Annotated in this window: 20 protein-coding genes and 1 other annotated feature; of the genes, 6 read left to right on the top strand and 14 right to left on the bottom strand. The window is 56.1% G+C overall.

Annotated features, from left to right (window positions below; translation table 11 throughout):
• Positions 1-106 precede the first annotated feature (106 nt).
• A complete protein-coding gene (locus N5C09_RS01820) occupies positions 107-280 on the top strand; it encodes a YciY family protein (protein ID WP_017384232.1) in 174 nt (57 codons plus the stop codon).
• 134 nt (positions 281-414) lie between these two features.
• On the top strand, positions 415-1,050 hold the full coding sequence (gene leuE, locus N5C09_RS01815; RefSeq protein WP_236330041.1) for a leucine efflux protein LeuE: 636 nt from the start codon (positions 415-417) through the stop codon (positions 1,048-1,050).
• 32 nt (positions 1,051-1,082) lie between these two features.
• On the opposite strand, the gene N5C09_RS01810 is transcribed toward leuE, so the two are convergent.
• A complete protein-coding gene (locus tag N5C09_RS01810) occupies positions 1,083-1,379 on the bottom strand; it encodes a YciI family protein (protein ID WP_063452254.1) in 297 nt (98 codons plus the stop codon).
• Between the two features lie 221 nt (positions 1,380-1,600).
• Between N5C09_RS01810 and tonB the strand changes: the two genes are divergently transcribed.
• Positions 1,601-2,329 (top strand): TonB system transport protein TonB, encoded by a 729-nt coding sequence (gene tonB, locus N5C09_RS01805; protein WP_074177750.1) that lies wholly within the window; start codon positions 1,601-1,603, stop codon positions 2,327-2,329.
• Between the two features lie 45 nt (positions 2,330-2,374).
• Here tonB and yciA read toward each other — a convergent pair whose 3' ends face one another.
• From yciA to N5C09_RS01785, 4 genes are all read right to left on the bottom strand, one after another.
• A complete protein-coding gene (gene yciA, locus N5C09_RS01800; RefSeq protein ID WP_063866544.1) occupies positions 2,375-2,770 on the bottom strand; it encodes an acyl-CoA thioester hydrolase YciA in 396 nt (131 codons plus the stop codon).
• 98 nt (positions 2,771-2,868) lie between these two features.
• Entirely contained in the window at positions 2,869-5,055 is a 2,187-nt protein-coding gene (locus N5C09_RS01795) for a TonB-dependent siderophore receptor (protein WP_279748334.1), read from the bottom strand.
• A gap of 179 nt (positions 5,056-5,234) precedes the next feature.
• Entirely contained in the window at positions 5,235-5,774 is a 540-nt protein-coding gene (locus N5C09_RS01790; RefSeq protein ID WP_063452258.1) for a septation protein A, read from the bottom strand.
• A gap of 13 nt (positions 5,775-5,787) precedes the next feature.
• On the bottom strand, positions 5,788-6,531 hold the full coding sequence (locus N5C09_RS01785) for a YciC family protein (RefSeq protein ID WP_045347760.1): 744 nt from the start codon (positions 6,529-6,531) through the stop codon (positions 5,788-5,790).
• 381 nt (positions 6,532-6,912) lie between these two features.
• Between N5C09_RS01785 and ompW the strand changes: the two genes are divergently transcribed.
• Entirely contained in the window at positions 6,913-7,545 is a 633-nt protein-coding gene (gene ompW / locus N5C09_RS01780) for an outer membrane protein OmpW (RefSeq protein ID WP_107535482.1), read from the top strand.
• Positions 7,546-7,584: 39 nt separating this feature from the next.
• On the opposite strand, the gene N5C09_RS01775 is transcribed toward ompW, so the two are convergent.
• The 9 genes from N5C09_RS01775 to trpL form a co-directional block, all read right to left on the bottom strand.
• Positions 7,585-7,923, bottom strand: a complete 339-nt coding sequence (locus tag N5C09_RS01775) for a hypothetical protein (protein ID WP_279748333.1) — start codon at positions 7,921-7,923, stop codon at positions 7,585-7,587.
• A gap of 421 nt (positions 7,924-8,344) precedes the next feature.
• On the bottom strand, positions 8,345-8,578 hold the full coding sequence (gene yedF / locus N5C09_RS01770) for a sulfurtransferase-like selenium metabolism protein YedF (RefSeq protein WP_279748332.1): 234 nt from the start codon (positions 8,576-8,578) through the stop codon (positions 8,345-8,347).
• Positions 8,575-9,786, bottom strand: coding sequence for a selenium metabolism membrane protein YedE/FdhT (gene yedE, locus N5C09_RS01765; protein ID WP_279748331.1), 1,212 nt, complete (start codon positions 9,784-9,786; stop codon positions 8,575-8,577). Before yedE ends, yedF begins: the two co-directional genes overlap by 4 nt.
• Before the next feature lie 173 nt (positions 9,787-9,959).
• Positions 9,960-10,769, bottom strand: a complete 810-nt coding sequence (gene trpA, locus N5C09_RS01760) for a tryptophan synthase subunit alpha (protein WP_279748330.1) — start codon at positions 10,767-10,769, stop codon at positions 9,960-9,962.
• Complete coding sequence (gene trpB / locus N5C09_RS01755) at positions 10,769-11,962, bottom strand: tryptophan synthase subunit beta (protein WP_063452264.1); 1,194 nt, start codon at positions 11,960-11,962, stop codon at positions 10,769-10,771. The genes trpA and trpB overlap by 1 nt, the downstream gene beginning before the upstream one ends.
• Before the next feature lie 10 nt (positions 11,963-11,972).
• Positions 11,973-13,331: a bifunctional indole-3-glycerol-phosphate synthase TrpC/phosphoribosylanthranilate isomerase TrpF gene (gene trpCF, locus N5C09_RS01750; RefSeq protein WP_279748329.1), complete on the bottom strand. Its 1,359-nt coding sequence runs from the start codon at positions 13,329-13,331 to the stop codon at positions 11,973-11,975.
• A gap of 3 nt (positions 13,332-13,334) precedes the next feature.
• Positions 13,335-14,930 carry a bifunctional anthranilate synthase glutamate amidotransferase component TrpG/anthranilate phosphoribosyltransferase TrpD gene (gene trpD, locus N5C09_RS01745; protein WP_063452266.1) on the bottom strand — a complete coding sequence of 532 codons (1,596 nt, stop codon included), beginning with the start codon at positions 14,928-14,930 and terminating at the stop codon, positions 13,335-13,337.
• Positions 14,930-16,492 carry an anthranilate synthase component 1 gene (locus N5C09_RS01740; RefSeq protein ID WP_131636974.1) on the bottom strand — a complete coding sequence of 521 codons (1,563 nt, stop codon included), beginning with the start codon at positions 16,490-16,492 and terminating at the stop codon, positions 14,930-14,932. Before N5C09_RS01740 ends, trpD begins: the two co-directional genes overlap by 1 nt.
• A gap of 23 nt (positions 16,493-16,515) precedes the next feature.
• Positions 16,516-16,609: a sequence feature (Trp leader region), on the bottom strand.
• Positions 16,586-16,630, bottom strand: coding sequence for a trp operon leader peptide (gene trpL, locus N5C09_RS01735; RefSeq protein ID WP_071524153.1), 45 nt, complete (start codon positions 16,628-16,630; stop codon positions 16,586-16,588). It overlaps the preceding feature by 24 nt.
• Before the next feature lie 127 nt (positions 16,631-16,757).
• Here trpL and rnm point away from each other — a divergent pair, with 127 nt between their 5' ends.
• Both rnm and N5C09_RS01725 read left to right on the top strand, forming a co-directional pair.
• Complete coding sequence (rnm, locus tag N5C09_RS01730; RefSeq protein ID WP_064910501.1) at positions 16,758-17,651, top strand: RNase AM; 894 nt, start codon at positions 16,758-16,760, stop codon at positions 17,649-17,651.
• Complete coding sequence (locus tag N5C09_RS01725) at positions 17,648-18,268, top strand: L-threonylcarbamoyladenylate synthase (RefSeq protein WP_279748328.1); 621 nt, start codon at positions 17,648-17,650, stop codon at positions 18,266-18,268. Before rnm ends, N5C09_RS01725 begins: the two co-directional genes overlap by 4 nt.
• The last annotated feature ends 27 nt before the right edge of the window (positions 18,269-18,295 follow it).

Below are 18,295 nucleotides of genomic sequence, written 5' to 3'. Positions count from 1 at the left end.
TTACGCATCAGGATTCATCTGGCAAATAAAAACGGCAGATAAAAGCGCTGGTTTGCTGCCCGCTTAGGCTTATAATGGCATCTCTGTTAGAGAAAGAGTTGTAGACATGAAGCGCAGTAGAACTGAAGTCGGGCGCTGGCGCATGTTGCGACAGGTGAGTCGTCGAAAGGCTCGTTGGCTGGAAGCACAATCCCGCCGCAATATGCGTATCCACGCCATCAGGAAATGTGGGCTGAACAGACACCGTAATGCGCTGTTGTTCGCGGTCCAGGACATCTGATAACCCTGAGGGCACCGAAAGGTGCCCGTTGTTTAACTGACGCGGTCTGCGGCTTTAACGGTATACAGTTTCAGATTTCGGGAATATCGACGTTGCGGCGATATTCCCTTTGTTTTGAGCAAAAGGAGTGAGACGTGTTTGCGGAGTTTGGTGTACTGAATTTCTGGACCTATGTTGTCGGCGCATTTTTTATCGTGCTGGTTCCAGGACCGAACACCTTGTTTGTGCTGAAAACAGGGATTGGCCACGGCGTGAAAAAAGGGTATCTGGCCGCCACCGGTGTATTTATTGGTGATGCGGTGCTGATGTTTCTGGCCTGGGCGGGCGTCGCCGCGCTGATCCAGACCACGCCGGTGTTATTCAATATCGTCCGCTACCTCGGGGCGTTTTATCTGCTGTGGCTCGGCGGGAAAATGCTCTGGTCCGTTATTAACCGTCAGAGTAATACACATGATAACAGCGCCGAACCGGCAAGCGCGATCCTCAAGCGTTCGCTGGTATTGAGCCTGACGAACCCGAAAGCGATTCTCTTTTACGTGTCGTTCTTCGTCCAGTTCATCGATGTAAACGCGAAGAATACCGGCACGTCGTTCCTGATCCTCGCCACAACGCTTGAGCTGATTAGCTTCATGTACATGAGCTTCCTGATTTTCTCAGGCGCGTTTGTGACGCGTTACCTGAAAACCAAAAAGAAACTGGCGAAGCTGGGGAATGGGCTGATCGGTCTGCTGTTTGTCGGCTTTGCGGCGAGGCTGGCGTCGCTGCACTGAATGAAGAAAAGGCTCCTGAGGGAGCCTTTCTTTTAGAACACTTTTTTATACGGACGAACCGTGACTTTCTCGTACACGCCGGCTGCGACGTACGGGTCTGCTTCTGCCCACGCCTGCGCGGCTTCCAGAGATTCAAACTCGGCAATCACCGTGGAGCCGGTAAAACCTGCCGCTCCCGGATCGTTGCTGTCAACGGCAGGCATCGGGCCCGCGGTCAGCAAACGGCCTTCATCCTGTAGCAACTGTAAGCGCGCCAGATGGGCAGGGCGAACGGAAAGACGTTTTTCCAGAGAATCATGTACATCTTCAGCGTAAATCACGTAAAGCACGGCAAAGCTCCTTAACCGGTGAAAGTGACAATTACGTTATGTGAAAGCACAAATGACTGCAATGTAAAGATAATCACATTGTTAAAACCCTGATCTGGATGCCCCTTTTTTGCCCGCTTATGCGCTTAAATTGCGCCAGGACAAAGTGTCTTATTGAATATGATTGCTATTTGCATTTAAAATCGAAGTTCGGTTTTTTAACGTTGATGATTATGACTTCGATGACCCTTGATTTACCTCGCCGCTTTCCATGGCCGACGCTGCTTTCCGTCGTTATTCACGGTGCTGTCGTGGCGGGTCTGCTCTATACCTCGGTTCATCAGGTTATTGAAATGCCGGCGCCAGCGCAGCCAATTTCTGTGACCATGGTATCGCCTGCGGATCTTGAACCGCCGCAGGTTGCGCCGCCGCCGCCACAGCCCGTTGTTGAACCGGAGCCCGAACCCGAGCCAGTTCCTGAGCCGCCGAAAGAAGCGCCGGTGGTGATCCATAAGCCAGAGCCAAAACCTAAACCTAAACCGAAGCCAAAACCCAAGCCGGTTAAAAAGGTGGAAGAGCGTCCTAAACGTGAAGTGCGTCCGGTAGAGCCACGCGCCACGCAACCGGTTGAAAATGCCGCGCCGTCGCGTCCGCTGATGAATAACACCGCGACCGCGACGAAACCGACGGTAACCGCGCCAGCGGGCCCGCGCGCGCTGAGCCGTAATCAGCCGCAGTATCCGGCGCGCGCGCAGGCGTTACGCATTGAGGGGCGCGTAAGGGTGAAATTTGACGTCACCGCCGACGGTCGCGTTGATAACGTGCAAATCCTCTCCGCCCAGCCGGCGAATATGTTTGAACGTGAAGTGAAATCGGCCATGCGCAGATGGCGCTACGAGGCCGGTAAACCCGGCAGCGGGCTGGTTGTGAACATTGTCTTCCGCCTGAACGGCGGGGCGCAGATGGAATAACGGCCAAAAAAAGCCTCCGCAAGGAGGCTTTTTTTATACCTGAAGCTAGCTCCGGGGAAGCTGGCGCGGTTTACCGTCGCTATCCACCGCCACATAGATGAATAATGCCTCCGTCGCCTTATAGCGCTGACCAATCGGTTCAGAAGAGACTTTTTTTACCCATACCTCAATGTTGATGGAGATAGAGGTATTGCCGCGTTTTACGCAGCGCGCGTAACAGCAAACCACATCTCCAACCGCAACCGGACGCAGGAAGGTCATGCCATCAACCCGGACGGTGACTACGCGCCCGTGGGCGATCTCTTTAGCCAGAATTGCGCCGCCCATATCCATTTGCGACATTAGCCAGCCGCCAAAAATATCGCCATTGGCATTGGTGTCAGCGGGCATTGCCAGTGTGCGTAAAACCAGTTCGCCCTGAGGGGCGTCAATTGTTGTCATTGTTTTTAAACTCGTAACTGAAGACTTCAGGCGGGATGCTACTATGATTTCTGGCTGGAGAGAATAGGGTGAGCGCCCGCAGCGCGGGCGCCTGAGGGTCAGAAGGACATGGTTACGCCGGCGTAATACGCGCGGCCCGGTTCGTTATAGGTCGATGCACCGTCATTTTCACGGTAAATCTGCTTGTCAAAGAGGTTGCTGATGCCGGCATTCAGGCGCAGGTTTTTGGTCAGCTGATAATTACTGCCGATACCCACGATGGAATACGCGCCGATCTCTCTGTTGGACATCGCATTCTCCTCTTTGCGGATTTCAGCGTTCTCTCTGGGCTTCTGGCGGCCATACATCGTCCAGCTTACGTTGGCTGAAAGTTTGCTGTTAACCTCCCAGTCCAGCATGGTGTTGACGGTATATTTGGGGATGATAGACAGCGGGTTGCCGGTGTCTTTACTTTCAGACTGGATCATATACGTCGCATTGGTACGCCAGGTCAGCGTGTCGCGAATAACCGGCACGGTGAGGTTACCTTCCAGCCCTTCAACAACGGCCTTGCCGCCGTTCTCCCATTGCAGGATATTTACGTCGTTGCTTGTCTGCCCCAGCACGTCCGTTCCTGAAACGATCTTGTTTTTGTAATCGTTGCGGAACCAGGTAATCCCAGCCTCGTAGCCTTCCAGGGCAAAAGCCAGGCCGATCTCTTTGTTCACGCTGATTTCCGGATCCAGATCCGGGTTGCCTAACAGGTAGCAGCTTCCCTCGGAAATGTTGTTCGGACAACCGTTCCCGCGGGTGGAAAGCAGATAGCCTTCGCTGGACTGATACAGGTTCGGCGCTTTAAATACCCGAGCGATACCCGCTTTGGCCTTGAACATGTCGCCTAAATCCTGTGAAACATTAAGGCTTGGGCTCCAGTTGCTGCCAAATTTATTGTGATAATCGAAGCGGATCCCCGGAATCAGGTTGGTCCCCTGACGCGCTTCAATATTGTCCTCAAGATAGATCCCGGTGAGATCGGCGCTGTTTTTGCTGTTGCGCTCGGAAGCGGTGCCGGAAACGCCGTTAATCACTTCTCCCGACACGTCCGTCGCCTGCATTGACGCCGGGTCGTTGAGCTCATCGCGGTTCCACTCCGCGCCGATGGTCAGCGTCTGGTCCACCAGCCAGAACAGCGGAATGTTCAGCTCGCCTGTGGAACGGTACGACTCAAGCCGGCTGGTGTCGTACTTGTCGCTGTTGATCATACCCTCAACTCTGCCCGTCGACCCTTCCTGCAAGCGGGTGTTGTTGGTCTTCTCGTAGTAGACGCCAAACTTCGACTGGCCCCAGTCCCAGATGCCGTTGTGCGTAATGCCGTATGACTGGCGGTACATACGGTTAGTTTCGTGACCGTACAGGGACGACACCAGGCCACCAGGGCTGACGTTGCCGTTGCTGTACTGCGTATCGCCCGCGTAGATATTGCCCTGGCGGCTGTAGCTGTAGTCGAAGTCGATAATTTGCTGCGGCGTGAGTTTCCAGGAGAGAAGGGCGTTGATGTCTTTGTTTCGTACGCCTTCGCGTCCGGCGGCGTAAGAGCCGTTTTGCGCGGTGTTAATATCCTCGGCGTCCGCGTCGGTTTTGTTGATGTTCCCGTAAAGGCGCATCGTTAACGCATCACCTGCGAGAGGGCCGCTCAGATCGAAGTTAGCGCGTTTTGTCGCTCCCTCTTTATCATTTTCAGGCTGGTTGGTGTAGAGCGAGAGCGAGCCGTGCCAGTCGTTGGTCGGGCGTTTGGTAATGATGTTGACGACGCCACCGGCAGCCCCCGAGCCATAGCGAGCGGCGGCAGGCCCGCGGAGCACTTCAATGCGCTCGACCATTTCTGGCGGAACCCAGTTGGTGTCCCCGCGGGTGTCGCGCTCGCCGCGCCAGCTGTAGCGCACCGAGTTACGGGATGTCACCGGCACGCCGTCAATCAGGATCAGGGTATTTTCCGGCCCCATACCGCGAATATCGATCTGGCGGTTGTTGCCGCGGCTGCCCGTCGCGCTGTTGCCGGTGAGGTTTACCCCGGGCATTTTACGAATGATTTCAGAAAGATCGTTTACCGGCGGGTCCTTTTCGATGTCCTTCGCCGTAATAACCGAGACGCCAGGCTGCTGCTTCAGCGCCTCTTCAGCCGTCGCCTGAACCACCATGGTTTCACCGTCGTCGAGAGTCTCTTCTGCTGCATGCGCGCCCTGGCCCAGTGCCGCAAGGATGGCCAACGTAAGTGAAGCGGGGGCAAATCTTATTATGCTTTTCATCAACTCATTTCCATTTGTTAAAATGCGATGACGAATATTAATGATAGTGATTCTCATTACAATGAGAAGAGAGCAATCTCCATAAAATCTTCATGATTCAGTCATTTTTGAAGAAGGGGGGCGGAATGTGAAAGGAAAGTGAAAAAAGGCCAGATCGCATTGCGATCCGGCCCGTAGGGTTACTGCTTATCGTCCTGCGGCATGTGCCGGTAGATGTACACGCCGCTTAGCAGCGTAAACACGAGCGTCAGGGCCGTCAGGCCAAATACCTTGAAGTTGACCCAGATATTCTGCGGCAGCCAGAAAGCGATGTAGATATTGGCAAGACCGCACAGGATAAAGAACAGCGCCCAGGCCAGGTTCAGACGCCCCCAGACTGCCTGAGGCAGCGTCAGCTCTTTGCCCAGCATGCGCTGGATCAGCGGCTTTTTCATCACCCACTGGCTGATGAGCAGCGCGCCCGCAAACAGGCCATAAATCACCGTGACCTTCCATTTAATGAATTCATCATTGTGGAAGAACAGCGTCAGGCCCCCAAACACCGCCACCATCAGGAAGGTGATGAGCGCCATCTTCTCAACCTTGCGGTAGCGAACCCAGCTATAAATCAGCACCACAGCCGTGGCCACAATCAGCGCCAGCGTGCCGGCATAAATGTCGTACAGCTTATAAAAAGCGAAAAATACGATCAGCGGTAAAAAATCAAGAAACTGCTTCATTCTGCGATCCCGGTTACTGACGAATTAACATGTACAGGCGGAACAAATAGACCAGCAGCACGGCTGAAATCAGGTTGCTCAGCGTATTGGCGACAACCGCACCGACGTTTGGCGTTAACACCGCGAAATTCGGTGCAAACAGCAGTAGCAGCGTTTTGGCCAGCAACCAGCTGATAACGGCCGGCGCGACCAGTCTCATATTTGCCCACGCGAGCCGGATGCTGCTACGCATGGCGGTGAAAATGCCCATTTTGTCCTGCACCACCATGACTGGCGCGAATGAAAGAACGATAGCCAGCAACACGCCAGGAACGACAACCAGCATTATCCCCATCTGGACGAGCAGTGTGGTCAGGAAGATGAGGATAAACAGCTTGGGCAGCACCGGCGCGCTGGCGCCGATTGCACGTAACGCGCTGACGCGTTGCCCGGCAGACACCAGCTGAATCATCAGCAGCACGCCACCGGCCAGAATGGCATTGCCAATCAGGCCCGAGAAGGTCGATGCCGCAGAGGCGCGCAGCAAGATTTGCTGTTGTTCTGGCGTCATATTCTGCACAAGGTCAAACAACCCCGCGCTGCCTGCAAGATGATCCCCCTGGCTCAGCGTGGCAATCTGTTCATCACTGGGTGAGAACGCATGACCCAGCACCACCGTAATAAAGGCGCACAACAACGCGATCAGTAAAAAGGTAATGAACTGATTGCGGAAAAAATTTCCCGTGTCACGGTAGACAGACTTCGCCGTGATAGACATGCACTCTCCTTGAGTATTGCAGGTGTTAATTAGCCGGCAATTGTACACCGGATATGGCGCTGGTGGCAGCATCAAGGCTTGTATGGAAAAGCATATCTTTGTAAACCTGCAAAAGAAGGACCCACCCAATCAGACTGTGAGAGCCAGAAATTGTCCAGCCGCTACTGCAAGCGCAAGTGAGGAAAAGCAGAAATTTTTGTTACCGAGAAATGCCAGAAATTGACGTGGTAACAACTTATTGCTTTATATGGCGTCACCAAAAATTAACCTAGATCAATGAATGTTAACTTACTGGTTTTAATGTGATCTGTGTTAGATCACTTATTACTCTTTTGTGAGTATATTCTCCTCCGCAATTAAAACCACAACGATGGAGCGGATATGAAAAAATTAGCGGTGGCAGCCCTTATCTTAAGCAGTCTCTCTGGCGGCGCGTACGCGCATGAAGCAGGTGAATTCTTTATTCGTGCCGGTTCGGCAACGGTGCGCCCAACGGAAGGCTCAGACAGCGTACTGGGGATGGGCGGTTTCAACGTCAGCAATAATACTCAGCTAGGCTTGACCTTTACCTATATGGCAACGGATAACGTGGGCGTTGAGCTTCTTGCCGCCACGCCGTTTCGTCACCGCGTCGGTTTGGGACCGACCGGAGACATTGCCACGGTGCACCATTTGCCGCCAACGCTGATGGCGCAATGGTACTTTGGGGATTCCAGCAGCAAGGTGCGCCCCTATATTGGCGCGGGCGTTAACTACACCACCTTCTTTGACGAGAAATTTAACGATACCGGGAAAGCAAACGGGCTTTCCGATCTCAGCCTGAAGGACTCCTGGGGCGTGGCGGGGCAGGTGGGGCTGGACTATCTGATCAACCGCGACTGGCTGATCAACGCCTCGGTCTGGTACATGGATATTGATACCGACGTTCGCTTCAAGGCGGGCGGAGAGCAGCAGAGTATCAGTACCCGTCTGGATCCGTGGGTGTTTATGTTCTCTGCGGGTTACCGTTTCTGATTCGGTAAAAACTGGCCGCACAGCGGCCAGTGCCGGACGTTAAAAGGACGGATAAACGGGGCGTTCGTCCAGCTTCATGCAGTGGCTGAGCGTCGATTTGCCATCATACAGGTAGCTGAACGCATCGCGTGAAATGGAGTGGAACAGAACATCCCCGTTTGCAAAGGGAATAATTTCGGTATCGCCGACACGTTTATGGCCAGCGCCGGTTTCAAAATGCCCGGGCCACTTTTCCTGGGTGTGGTCGTAGACGTGCAGAATAATTTCGACCAGGCCGCGTTCCGGGCAGTTCAGCCGCAAAAACGTCGATGAGAAATTCAAAGACGAAGCGTGAAACGAGATAAAAACAAGCAAAAATCCAAAACATCTAAAAAACATCAACGCGTCAAAACCCTACTCAAACCAGACGTAAGATTTTACTTAAGTGTAAATCTTTCCTGTTGCTGTGGATCAATAAGAGTTAAGTTTCAAAAGCCTATGTTAAGTCTTCCTCGCCTTGTGTTCTCGCGGGGACGATATATCCCTGTAAGTCCGTGAATTGCTGTATGGTGGTTCTTCCATACATCTGGCTGGAGGGGATATCCCCAACATCAAATTTGAGTGTCCGGTATGTGCAGGCAAACAGTTTTATTTCACCACGTTTAGCCCGACGCACAGCCAACCTCACGGTGCGGTCTGTTCAGTTTGCGGAACCCGCCTCACCACCCATTCATGCCTTCCGAAACTCAAAAGGCGACGGTGGCTAAAGCCAGCAAGTTGAAACAAGGCCTCCCGTAGAGGCCTTTTTCGTACCTGAGAGCTACTTCTGAATCAAATACCGTACGGTTGGCCCGTCCTGCTGGATATCCAGCACGGTATAGCCGTGGTTTTTAGCATCAAGCGGAATGTTGTTGATGGACTGGGGGCAATCGCTCACCACTTCCAGAATTTCACCTTTTTTCAACTGCGGTAACGCCTCAAGCGTGGCGACGGCCGGGTAAGGGCAGGGTTCACCCACCATATCAAGACGATAGTCAGGCACGATCTCTTTCATGCGGCATTCTCCTGAGTTTCAGTTTTGAGGGTAGCCCGGCGGAAGAAGCGCTTCTCTTGTGAAACCACCAGTAAGAAGGCAACAAGCAGCAGGGCGTAGGTCACCATGAGCCCCCCAAGTGGACCAAAGGTATTCAGCAGATTGACCTTGTCCCAGTTGGTTGCCAGCACCGGAGAGACGTCATCCCAGTAGTACGCCAGGAGGGTTGAGCCAATCACGTTACCCAGACCAACCCACCAGTAATGCACCTGGCCTTCCACGGCGCGATACATCCAGCCGGTTTCGCACCCGCCGGCCAGCACAATGCCAAAACCAAACAGCAATCCGCCAATGACCGCATTAGGACCAGCCCACATGATTTTCGGCTCCACGCCAAGCTGCACATAGCTAAAGATGCCGATCGCGCTGACCGCCATACCGGCAATGATTGCCTTCGCCATCATCGTTCGTCCGGTGATCCACATATCGCGAAACGCGGAGGTAAAGCAGATCTGCGCACGTTCAATCAGCAGGCCGAAACCAATGCCGAACAGCATTGCCAGGCCGAGTTTTGGCTGATTCATCGCCGTGCACATCGCCCATGCAACCATGGCAAAAAAGACCAGCATACCGAGGCGGAAGCGACGACGGGCCTGATCGGGCTTTTGAGTCAACGGAGAGGCAGCGCTCACTTTCGTCATTTTCACCGGAATGCGGAACAGCGGCAGCAGGGTGAACTTTGCGCCGAAGTATGAGCCGATGGCGGTGGCGACGGCAAAGAACCACGCATGCAGCGAGAACTGCGGAATACCGGTAAAGAACGCGGCAAGGTTACAGCCCATCGCCAGGCGGGCGCCAAACCCGGCAATGATACCGCCGACCACGGCCTGCATAATGCGGATGCGGCTTTTCGGCATGCGTAACTTAACGTTGTTGGCCCACAGCGCGGCCGCAAAACAGCCGCCGAACATGCCGATGATCATCATCCCGTCAACGCGGGTCAGCGGTGTGCCCTCAAGATGGATCAGCTTAAAGTAGCCCCACTCTTCGGCATGAACGCCAGCAAGCTGCAATAGCTGTCCACCCCAGCGGGTAAACTCGCCCGTAACGGCCCAGAAGGTGCCGGTAATACCGAAATAATAAGTAGAGAGAATGCCTGCCGCGATAACGGCCGGAACAGGTGACCAGAACTTAACCAGGTAAGTCTGCTTGAAGTAATGCCAGGACATGAATAACCTCTGAACTCAGAAGGATAACGCTAAAAAGAGCCCAGATCATACGCTTACGAGAAAGATTGGGAAGTCATTCACACCGAAAATATCGACAGGATCAATTTTGACAGGTTGCTCTCAAGGAGCAAGGGGGAAAACCGCCTGGCTCCGGGGCCAGACGGTTATAACGGTTACGCCCTGCGCGTGGCCGTCTTCATGGATGTGACGAACGTTTTCAGCTCAGCCAGCATCTGCTCAGGTTTATCCACGTTTTTCTCGATAATTTTAACGATAGCCGAACCGGAAATGGCCCCGGCGGCCTTCGCGTCAATGGCCGCAGTAACCTGATCCGGAGACGAAATCCCGAAGCCCTGAAGCGGTGGTGCGGCATGGTATTCTGCCAGCTTCTCCACCAGGTGATGCAGCGGCAGCGCGGCTTTGTTCTCCGCGCCGGTCACGCCCGCACGGGAGAGCAGGTAGGTGTATCCTCGTCCGTAAGAGGCAATCTGGCGCAACAGTTCGTCATCGGCATTCGGCGGACAGATGAAAATCGGCGCGACGTTGTGGCGCATCGCCGCCTGACGGAACGGCGCGGACTCTTCAACGGGCACGTCAGCCACCAGCACGGAGTCGACACCCACGCGGGCGCACTCGGCGTAAAATGCATCAATACCGCGGCTGAAGACCAGGTTGGCGTACATCAGCAGGCCAATCGGGATGGTCGGGTGCTTCTGGCGGATCGCCGCCAGCATTTCAAAGCACTGGGTCGGCGTCACGCCTGCCGCAAAGGCGCGCAGGGTGGCGTTCTGGATGGTTGGGCCATCCGCCAGCGGATCGGAGAAGGGAATACCCAGCTCCAGCGCGTCGGCACCGGCTGCGATCAGGGTGTCGATAATCTTCAGCGACTGCTCGGGGCCGGGGTCGCCCAGCGTCACGAAGGGAACGAACGCGCCTTCCTGGCGGGCCTTCAGCTGTGCAAATATGTTGTCGTAGCGTTCCATCAAATTTCCCCTCGTGCTTTCAGAATATCGTGAACGGTAAAGATATCTTTATCCCCGCGGCCGGAAAGGTTCACCACCAGCAGCTGCTCTTTTTCCGGGTTTTCCTTCATCATTTTCAGCGCGTGCGCAAGGGCGTGGGAAGACTCCAGCGCCGGGATGATCCCTTCATTGCGGCACAGCGTTTTGAAGGCCTCCAGCGCTTCGTCATCGGTGATGGAGACGTAATCTGCGCGCCCCGTGCTGTTCAGGAAGGCGTGCTGTGGCCCAACGGACGGGAAATCCAGCCCGGCAGAAATCGAGTAAGACTCCTCAATCTGCCCTTCGTCGGTCTGCATCATCGGGGCTTTCATGCCGAAGTAGATCCCCACGCGGCCATGCTTCAGCGGCGCGCCGTGCTCGCCCGTTTCAATGCCGTGACCGGCAGGCTCGACGCCAATCAGCCCAACGCGGGTTTCGTCGATAAAATCGGCAAACATGCCGATGGCGTTAGATCCGCCGCCGACGCAGGCAATCACCGCATCCGGCAGGCGACCCTCTTTTTCAAGGATCTGCGCTTTGGTCTCTTCACCGATCATGCGCTGGAATTCGCGCACGATGGTCGGGAACGGGTGCGGGCCCGCCGCGGTGCCGAGCATATAGTGGGCGGTTTCGTAACTGCCAGACCAGTCGCGCAGCGCTTCGTTACAGGCATCTTTCAGCGTGGCGGAGCCGCTGTGCACCGGGATCACCTCCGCGCCCATCAAACGCATACGGAACACGTTCGGCGACTGGCGCTCAACGTCTTTGGCACCCATATAGATGCGGCACTTCAGGCCGAGCAGGGCGCTGGCGAGAGCAGAGGCCACGCCGTGCTGGCCCGCGCCGGTTTCAGCGATAATTTCGGTTTTACCCATACGCTTAGCGAGCAGCGCCTGGCCCAGCACCTGGTTAGTTTTGTGCGCGCCGCCGTGCAGCAGATCTTCACGCTTAAGGTAGAGCGTGGTTTTAGTGCCTTCGGTCAGGTTACGGCATTTGGTCAGCGCCGTCGGACGGCCCGCGTAGTTTTTCAGCAGGTCGGTAAACTCCGCCTGAAACGCCGGATCTTTTTGCGCGCTCACGAACGCTTCTTCCAGCTGGCGCAGCGCGGGCATCAGGATTTGTGGGACGTACATCCCACCGAACTCACCAAAATACGGGTTAAGTAATGTCGTCATCTTCTCTTCCTTAATATGCACGCAGAGTTTTGAATACCGATGCCAGCTTGCTGGCGTCTTTTATGCCCGGTTGGGACTCTACGCCTGAATTGAAATCGAGGCCGGCGCAGCCGGTTTTGGCCGCTTCCACACAGTTATCGGGGCTTAATCCCCCCGCCAGCAGAACATTGTCCAGCGCTGCTCCACGCAGCAGCGACCAGTCGAAGCGCTGCCCCGTACCGCCCTGACCGTTGTCGAGCACGTATTTATCAACATGATTCAGGTTACGCGCGGGCAGGGTGTCACCGACGCTCTGCGCTTTCCAGATCTGAACCTGAGGCGCCAGAACATGTCGCAGAGCATCGATATACGCCTGATCTTCGTCGCCATGCAGCTGGACCGCGCTCAGGGATAACGCGTCCGCTTTTGCTGCAATGTCGGTGATATCCGCATTGCGGAATACGCCCACATAGCTGAGTGGGGCAGCCGCAATCACCCTACGCGCCTGCTCTTCATTAACCGCGCGTGGAGAGGACTCAACAAAGATCAGCCCGCCATAGATGGCGCCCGCTTCATATGCGGCCTGCGCGTCCTGTTCGCGGGTCAGGCCGCAGACTTTGTTCTCACCCAACAGCACGCGGCGCACGGCAGCATTGAGATCGTCGTGTTCCATCATCGCGGAGCCGATCAGGAAACCGTTGGCAAAGTGGCTCAGCTCGCGCACCTGAGCGTAGCGGTTAATTCCGGATTCGCTGATCACCGTGACGCCCGCGCCCAGACGCGGCGCAAGCTGGCGCGTGCGGTCCAGGTCAATCGACAGGTCGCGCAGATCGCGGTTGTTAATGCCGACCACTTTCGCCTCCAGCGCGATGGCGCGCTCCAGCTCCTCTTCGTTGCTCACTTCGGTCAGCACGCCCATGTTCAGGCTATGCGCGACGGCGGAGAGCTGGCGATACTGCTCGTCGTCGAGCACAGAGAGCATCAGCAAGCAGGCATCGGCCTGATAAAAACGCGCCAGCCAGATCTGATATGGGTCGATAATAAAGTCTTTGCACAGAATCGGCTGCGGCGCGATGCCGCTGACGACGGGCAGAAAATCAAAGCTGCCCTGGAAATATTTTTCATCCGTCAGAACGGAGATGGCAGACGCATGATGCTTGTAGATACCGGCAATACGCGCCGGGTCGAAATCGTCACGGATCACACCCCTGGACGGAGACGCTTTTTTACACTCCAGAATAAACGCAGTGCGCGCGCCCCGAAGGGCATCATAGAAACGACGGCTGCTCGGCACGACGTCATTCTGGAAACTGGCAAGCGGCTGCTGTTGCTTGCGGGCTTCCACCCAGATGGCCTTATCGGCAACGATTTTCGCTAAAACGGTCTGCATTATTTACCCTCTTGCCGCAAGTGCGGTTACGCGATCGTAAGCTGCACCGGAGCGCAGTACGTCCAGAACTTTTTGGGCGTTGGCTTTCAGATCTTCCTCGCCATGTAAACGCATCAGCATGGCAACGTTGGCCGCCACGGCGGCCTCATGGGCAGCCTCACCTTTACCTTGTAATAAGCGCGTGAGAATGTCACGGTTTTCTTCCGGCGTACCGCCAGCCAGCGCATCCTGATGATACGGGGTCAACCCGAAGTCAGCGGCATCAAGCTGATAGTTCAGCACTTCACCGTTATTCAGTTCGGCCACCAGCGTGGGCGCATGCAGAGAAACCTCATCCATTCCGCCGCTATGTACCACGGCGGCACGTTTGTAACCCAGAACGCGCAGCGTCTCGGCAATCGGCAGCACCAGCTCCGGGCTGTAAACGCCAATCAGCGCCAGCGGCGGGTGCGCCGGGTTAATGAGGGGACCGAGCACGTTAAACAGTGTGCGGGTTTTAAGCTGCTGGCGAACCGGCATCGCGTGGCGGAAACCGGTGTGGTACTTCGGCGCAAACAGGAAGCAGACGCCAAGATCGTCCAGCGCTTCACGGGAACGCTCGGCGTTCATGTCCAGGTTGATGCCGAAAGCGGCCAGCAGGTCGGACGATCCGGACCGGCTGGAGACGCTGCGGTTACCGTGCTTGGCCACCTTCAGGCCGCATGCCGCCGCCACAAAGGCGCTGGCGGTCGAAATGTTGATGCTGTTGCTGCCGTCGCCACCGGTCCCGACGATATCCGCAAACTGGTAGTCCGGACGCGGGAACGGGGCGGCATTTTCCAGCAGCGCGGTGGCCGCACCGGCGATCTCCTGCGGGCTCTCGCCGCGCACTTTCATGCTCACCAGCGCAGCGGCCAGCTGCTCAGGCTTCAGCTCGCCCCGCACGACGGCGGAGAAAAGCTGGTGGCTCTCCTGCTGGCTCAGGGTCTGGGCCTGATACAGTTTTTCCAGAATCGGTTGCAGGGTATTGGTCTGCTCCAGCTTTTGCAGCGCCCAGTCGAGCGTTTGCTCCAGCAGGCGTGCGCCGTTGGACGTCAGGATAGATTCCGGGTGGAACTGCATCCCGCAGACGCGATCCGCATCGTGACGCACCGCCATCACCATTCCTTCAAACGAGGCGTTGATGGTCAGCCCGGCCGGAATATTGCTGCCGACAAGCGAGTGGTAACGCGCCACCGGAAGCGGGTTCGGCAGTCCGGCAAACATCGCCTGACCGTCATGTTCAATGCTCGACGCTTTACCATGCAGGATCTCGCCCGCCTGGCCGACGTAACCGCCGTAGGCTTCCACGATTGCCTGATGACCGAGGCAGATACCGATAATCGGCAGCTTGCCGCGCATGCGTGTCAACAGTTCAGGCATACAGCCCGCTTCGCTCGGCGCGCCTGGGCCCGGGGAGAGCATCAGCACCGGGTTCTGCATGGTCGCCAGACGGTCAATCAGCGTCTGGGCCGGAACATGGTTGCGATAGATAACAACGTTATGACCATTCGCACGCAGCTGATCTGCCAGGTTGTAGGTAAAGGAGTCGATATTATCGAGCAGCAGAATGTCAGCCATCAGAAAATCTCCTGTGCATGGTGTGCGGTAGCAATGGCGCGCAGTACCGCGCGTGCTTTACTGCGGGTTTCGTCAGCTTCAGACTGCGGAACAGAATCAAGAACAATCCCGGCCCCGGCCTGGACGGTAGCAATGCCGTCCTCAACGTAGGCGGAGCGGATCACGATGCAGGTATCAAGATCGCCGTGAGCGGTGAAATAGCCCACCGCACCACCGTAGCTGCCGCGACGGCGTCCTTCCGCTTCGGCAATCAGCTGCATGGCGCGCACCTTCGGCGCGCCGCTCAGGGTGCCCATATTCATGCAGGCGCGGTAGGCGTGCAGAACGTCGAGGTCGTGGCGCAGCTCACCGACCACGCGGGAAACCAGATGCATGACGAAGGAGTAGCGGTCAACTTTGGTCAGATCCGCTACGTAACGGCTGCCCGGCGTGCAAATTCGCGCCAGATCGTTACGCGCCAGGTCAACCAGCATCAGGTGTTCAGACAGCTCTTTGTGATCGGTACGCATTTCCAATTCGATGCGGCTGTCGAGATCGCGGTCCAGGGAACCATCGGCACGACGGCCGCGTGGACGGGTGCCCGCAATCGGGTAGATCTCAATCTGTCGGCTGGTGGCGTCGTACTTCAGGGAGCTTTCCGGCGACGCGCCAAACAGCGTGAAGTCATTGTCCTGCATAAAGAACATGTACGGGCTTGGGTTACTTTTTTTCAGCACATCGTAAGCCGCCAGCGGCGACGGGCAGGGCAGTGAGAAACGACGGGACGGCACCACCTGGAAAATTTCCCCGGCGCGAATCGCTTTTTGCATCTGACGTACCACCGCGCCGTATTGATCGTCGGTCTGACTTACCTCGCAGGTCATCTCCTCAATGCGCTGCACCGGCAGCGCAGGCGGTGCTTCCGACATCTGCTGTTGCAGTTGCGCGATGCGCTGCTCAAGGCGGTTTTTCTCAGACCCCGACGGAGTGAACAGGCTGGCCTGGATGCGGGTATATTTTTTCTGATGGTCGATCACCAGCAGGGTTTCGGCCAGGTAGAAGCAGTAGTCCGGGCAGCGGTTGCCCTGCTCGGTTGCCGGTAAATCTTCAAAGCCGGCTACCAGGTCATAAGCAAACAGCCCGCCAAAGAACATCGCCTCGCGCTCATCTTCCGGCACGGTGACCAGATTTTGCAGCAGGCGGAAGGCATCGAAAACGGACAGCGAGCAGAGGCGGGCATCTTCATCCAGCAGCTGGCTCACCGGCGGGAAATGCAGAATACGCAGGTCCGGGTGCCGTTCATTTTCAATGCCTGAAGGCAGCGCCGCATCCAGCAGCGGCAGCAGCGACGCGCCATTGTCAGACAACGCCTTGATGGTGACGGTGTCACCTAACGCGGTAATGCGCAGCGCGCTGTCAACCAGCAGCAGGCTTTTGAGGTCGTCCTTGCTGTCGATATCCGCAGACTCCAGCAGCAGCGTCGCGGGACGTGCGCCGCACACCTGATGAAACAGCGCGGTAGGGTTATGGCGATAGGCCGCCTCGCAGGTCAGCAGTTCGAGGTGTGGTTTGGCTGTTTGCATGTTGTTGTTCTCATATTTTGTTCAAAAAAAAGCCCGCTGGGTAGCGGGCGGGTATCTGTTTGCATTTCGCAGACGCGTGACACTGCCCGAAGATCAGGAAGTACGCCACCAACCGTGCAGAGCGAAATGTGCTGTCATTTTCAGATACCTTTCTCGTGTGAACTTGCGTACTAGTTAACTAGTTCGATGGCGTGTTGTCAACCCCTGATTTCAGTATTTCATGGTAAGCCGGTATCATAGGGGTTTCGGATGTCTCCAGACTGTTATGGGAAGTGCTTTGAGCGATACCACCTACGCCGTAATTTATGATTTACACAGCCATACGCAGGCTTCAGATGGCCTGCTGACGCCCGAAGCCCTGGTCCATCGCGCCGTTGAAATGCGAGTCGGCACGCTGGCAATAACCGATCACGACACAACCGACGCCATCCCCGCCGCGCGTGCGGAGATTGCCCGCAGCGGACTGGCGCTAAATCTCATACCCGGGGTTGAGATCTCCACGCTCTGGGAAAACCACGAAATTCATATCGTTGGCCTGAACATCGATCCTGAACATCCGGCAATGCGTGCTTTTTTGCAAGAACAAAAAGCACGCCGCAATCAACGTGCGGAGATGATCGGCGAACGTCTTGAGAAGGCACATATTCCCGGTGCGCTGGAAGGCGCGCGTAAGCTCGCGAACGGCGGGGCGGTAACGCGCGGCCATTTCGCCCGTTTTCTGGTTGAAGCCGGTAAGGCGACGACCATGGCGAATGTTTTTAAAAAGTATCTGGCGCGCGGGAAAACCGGATACGTTCCACCCCAGTGGTGTACAATAAAACAAGCTATTGATGTCATTCATCATTCTGGTGGTAAGGCCGTACTGGCCCATCCGGGGCGGTATAATCTTTCTGCTAAATGGCTGAAAAGGCTGCTGGCGCACTTTGCCGAATGCGGCGGTGAGGCGATGGAAGTTGCCCAGTGTCAGCAGGCTCCCAATGAGCGTTCGCAGCTTGCGACCTACGCCCGCCAGTTTGGCCTGCTTGGGTCACAGGGTTCAGATTTCCATCAGCCCTGCGCGTGGATTGAACTGGGGCGCAAGCTCTGGTTACCTGCGGGCGTTGAGCCTGTCTGGCAGCTCTGGGAACAGCCACAGCAAATTGAAGAGAGGGAAGTATGAGTCAGTTTTTCTATATCCATCCGGATAACCCGCAGCCACGCCTGATTAATCAGGCTGTGGAAATCGTCCGCAAAGGCGGCGTAATTGTCTACCCAACCGATTCCGGCTACGCGCTGGGCTGTAAAATCGAAGACAAAGGGGCGATGGAGCGTATCTGTCGCATCCGTCAGCTGCCGGACGGCCACAACTTTACCCTGATGTGTCGCGACCTCTCCGAGCTATCGACCTACGCGTACGTCGACAACGTGGCCTTTCGTCTGATCAAAAACAACACGCCGGGTAACTACACGTTTATCCTGAAAGGCACGAAAGAGGTGCCGCGCCGGCTGTTGCAGGAAAAACGCAGAACCATCGGGATGCGCGTGCCGTCTAACCCGATCGCCCAGGCGCTGCTGGAAACCCTCGGCGAGCCGATGCTCTCCACATCGCTGATGCTGCCGGGGAGTGAATTTACCGAGTCCGACCCGGAAGAGATCAAAGATCGTCTGGAGAAGGTGGTGGAGCTGATTATTCACGGCGGCTATCTCGGCCAGCAGCCGACCACCGTGGTGGATCTCACCGAAGATGCGCCAGAAGTCATTCGTGAAGGCGTGGGCGATGTTAAGCCTTTCTTGTAAGGGTGTAAGCAGATATACTACGCGGCC

The organism is Enterobacter sp. GD03975, from assembly GCF_029838645.1.
Classification (GTDB): domain Bacteria; phylum Pseudomonadota; class Gammaproteobacteria; order Enterobacterales; family Enterobacteriaceae; genus Enterobacter; species Enterobacter quasihormaechei.
This window is presented reverse-complemented; position numbering and strand designations above follow the sequence as displayed.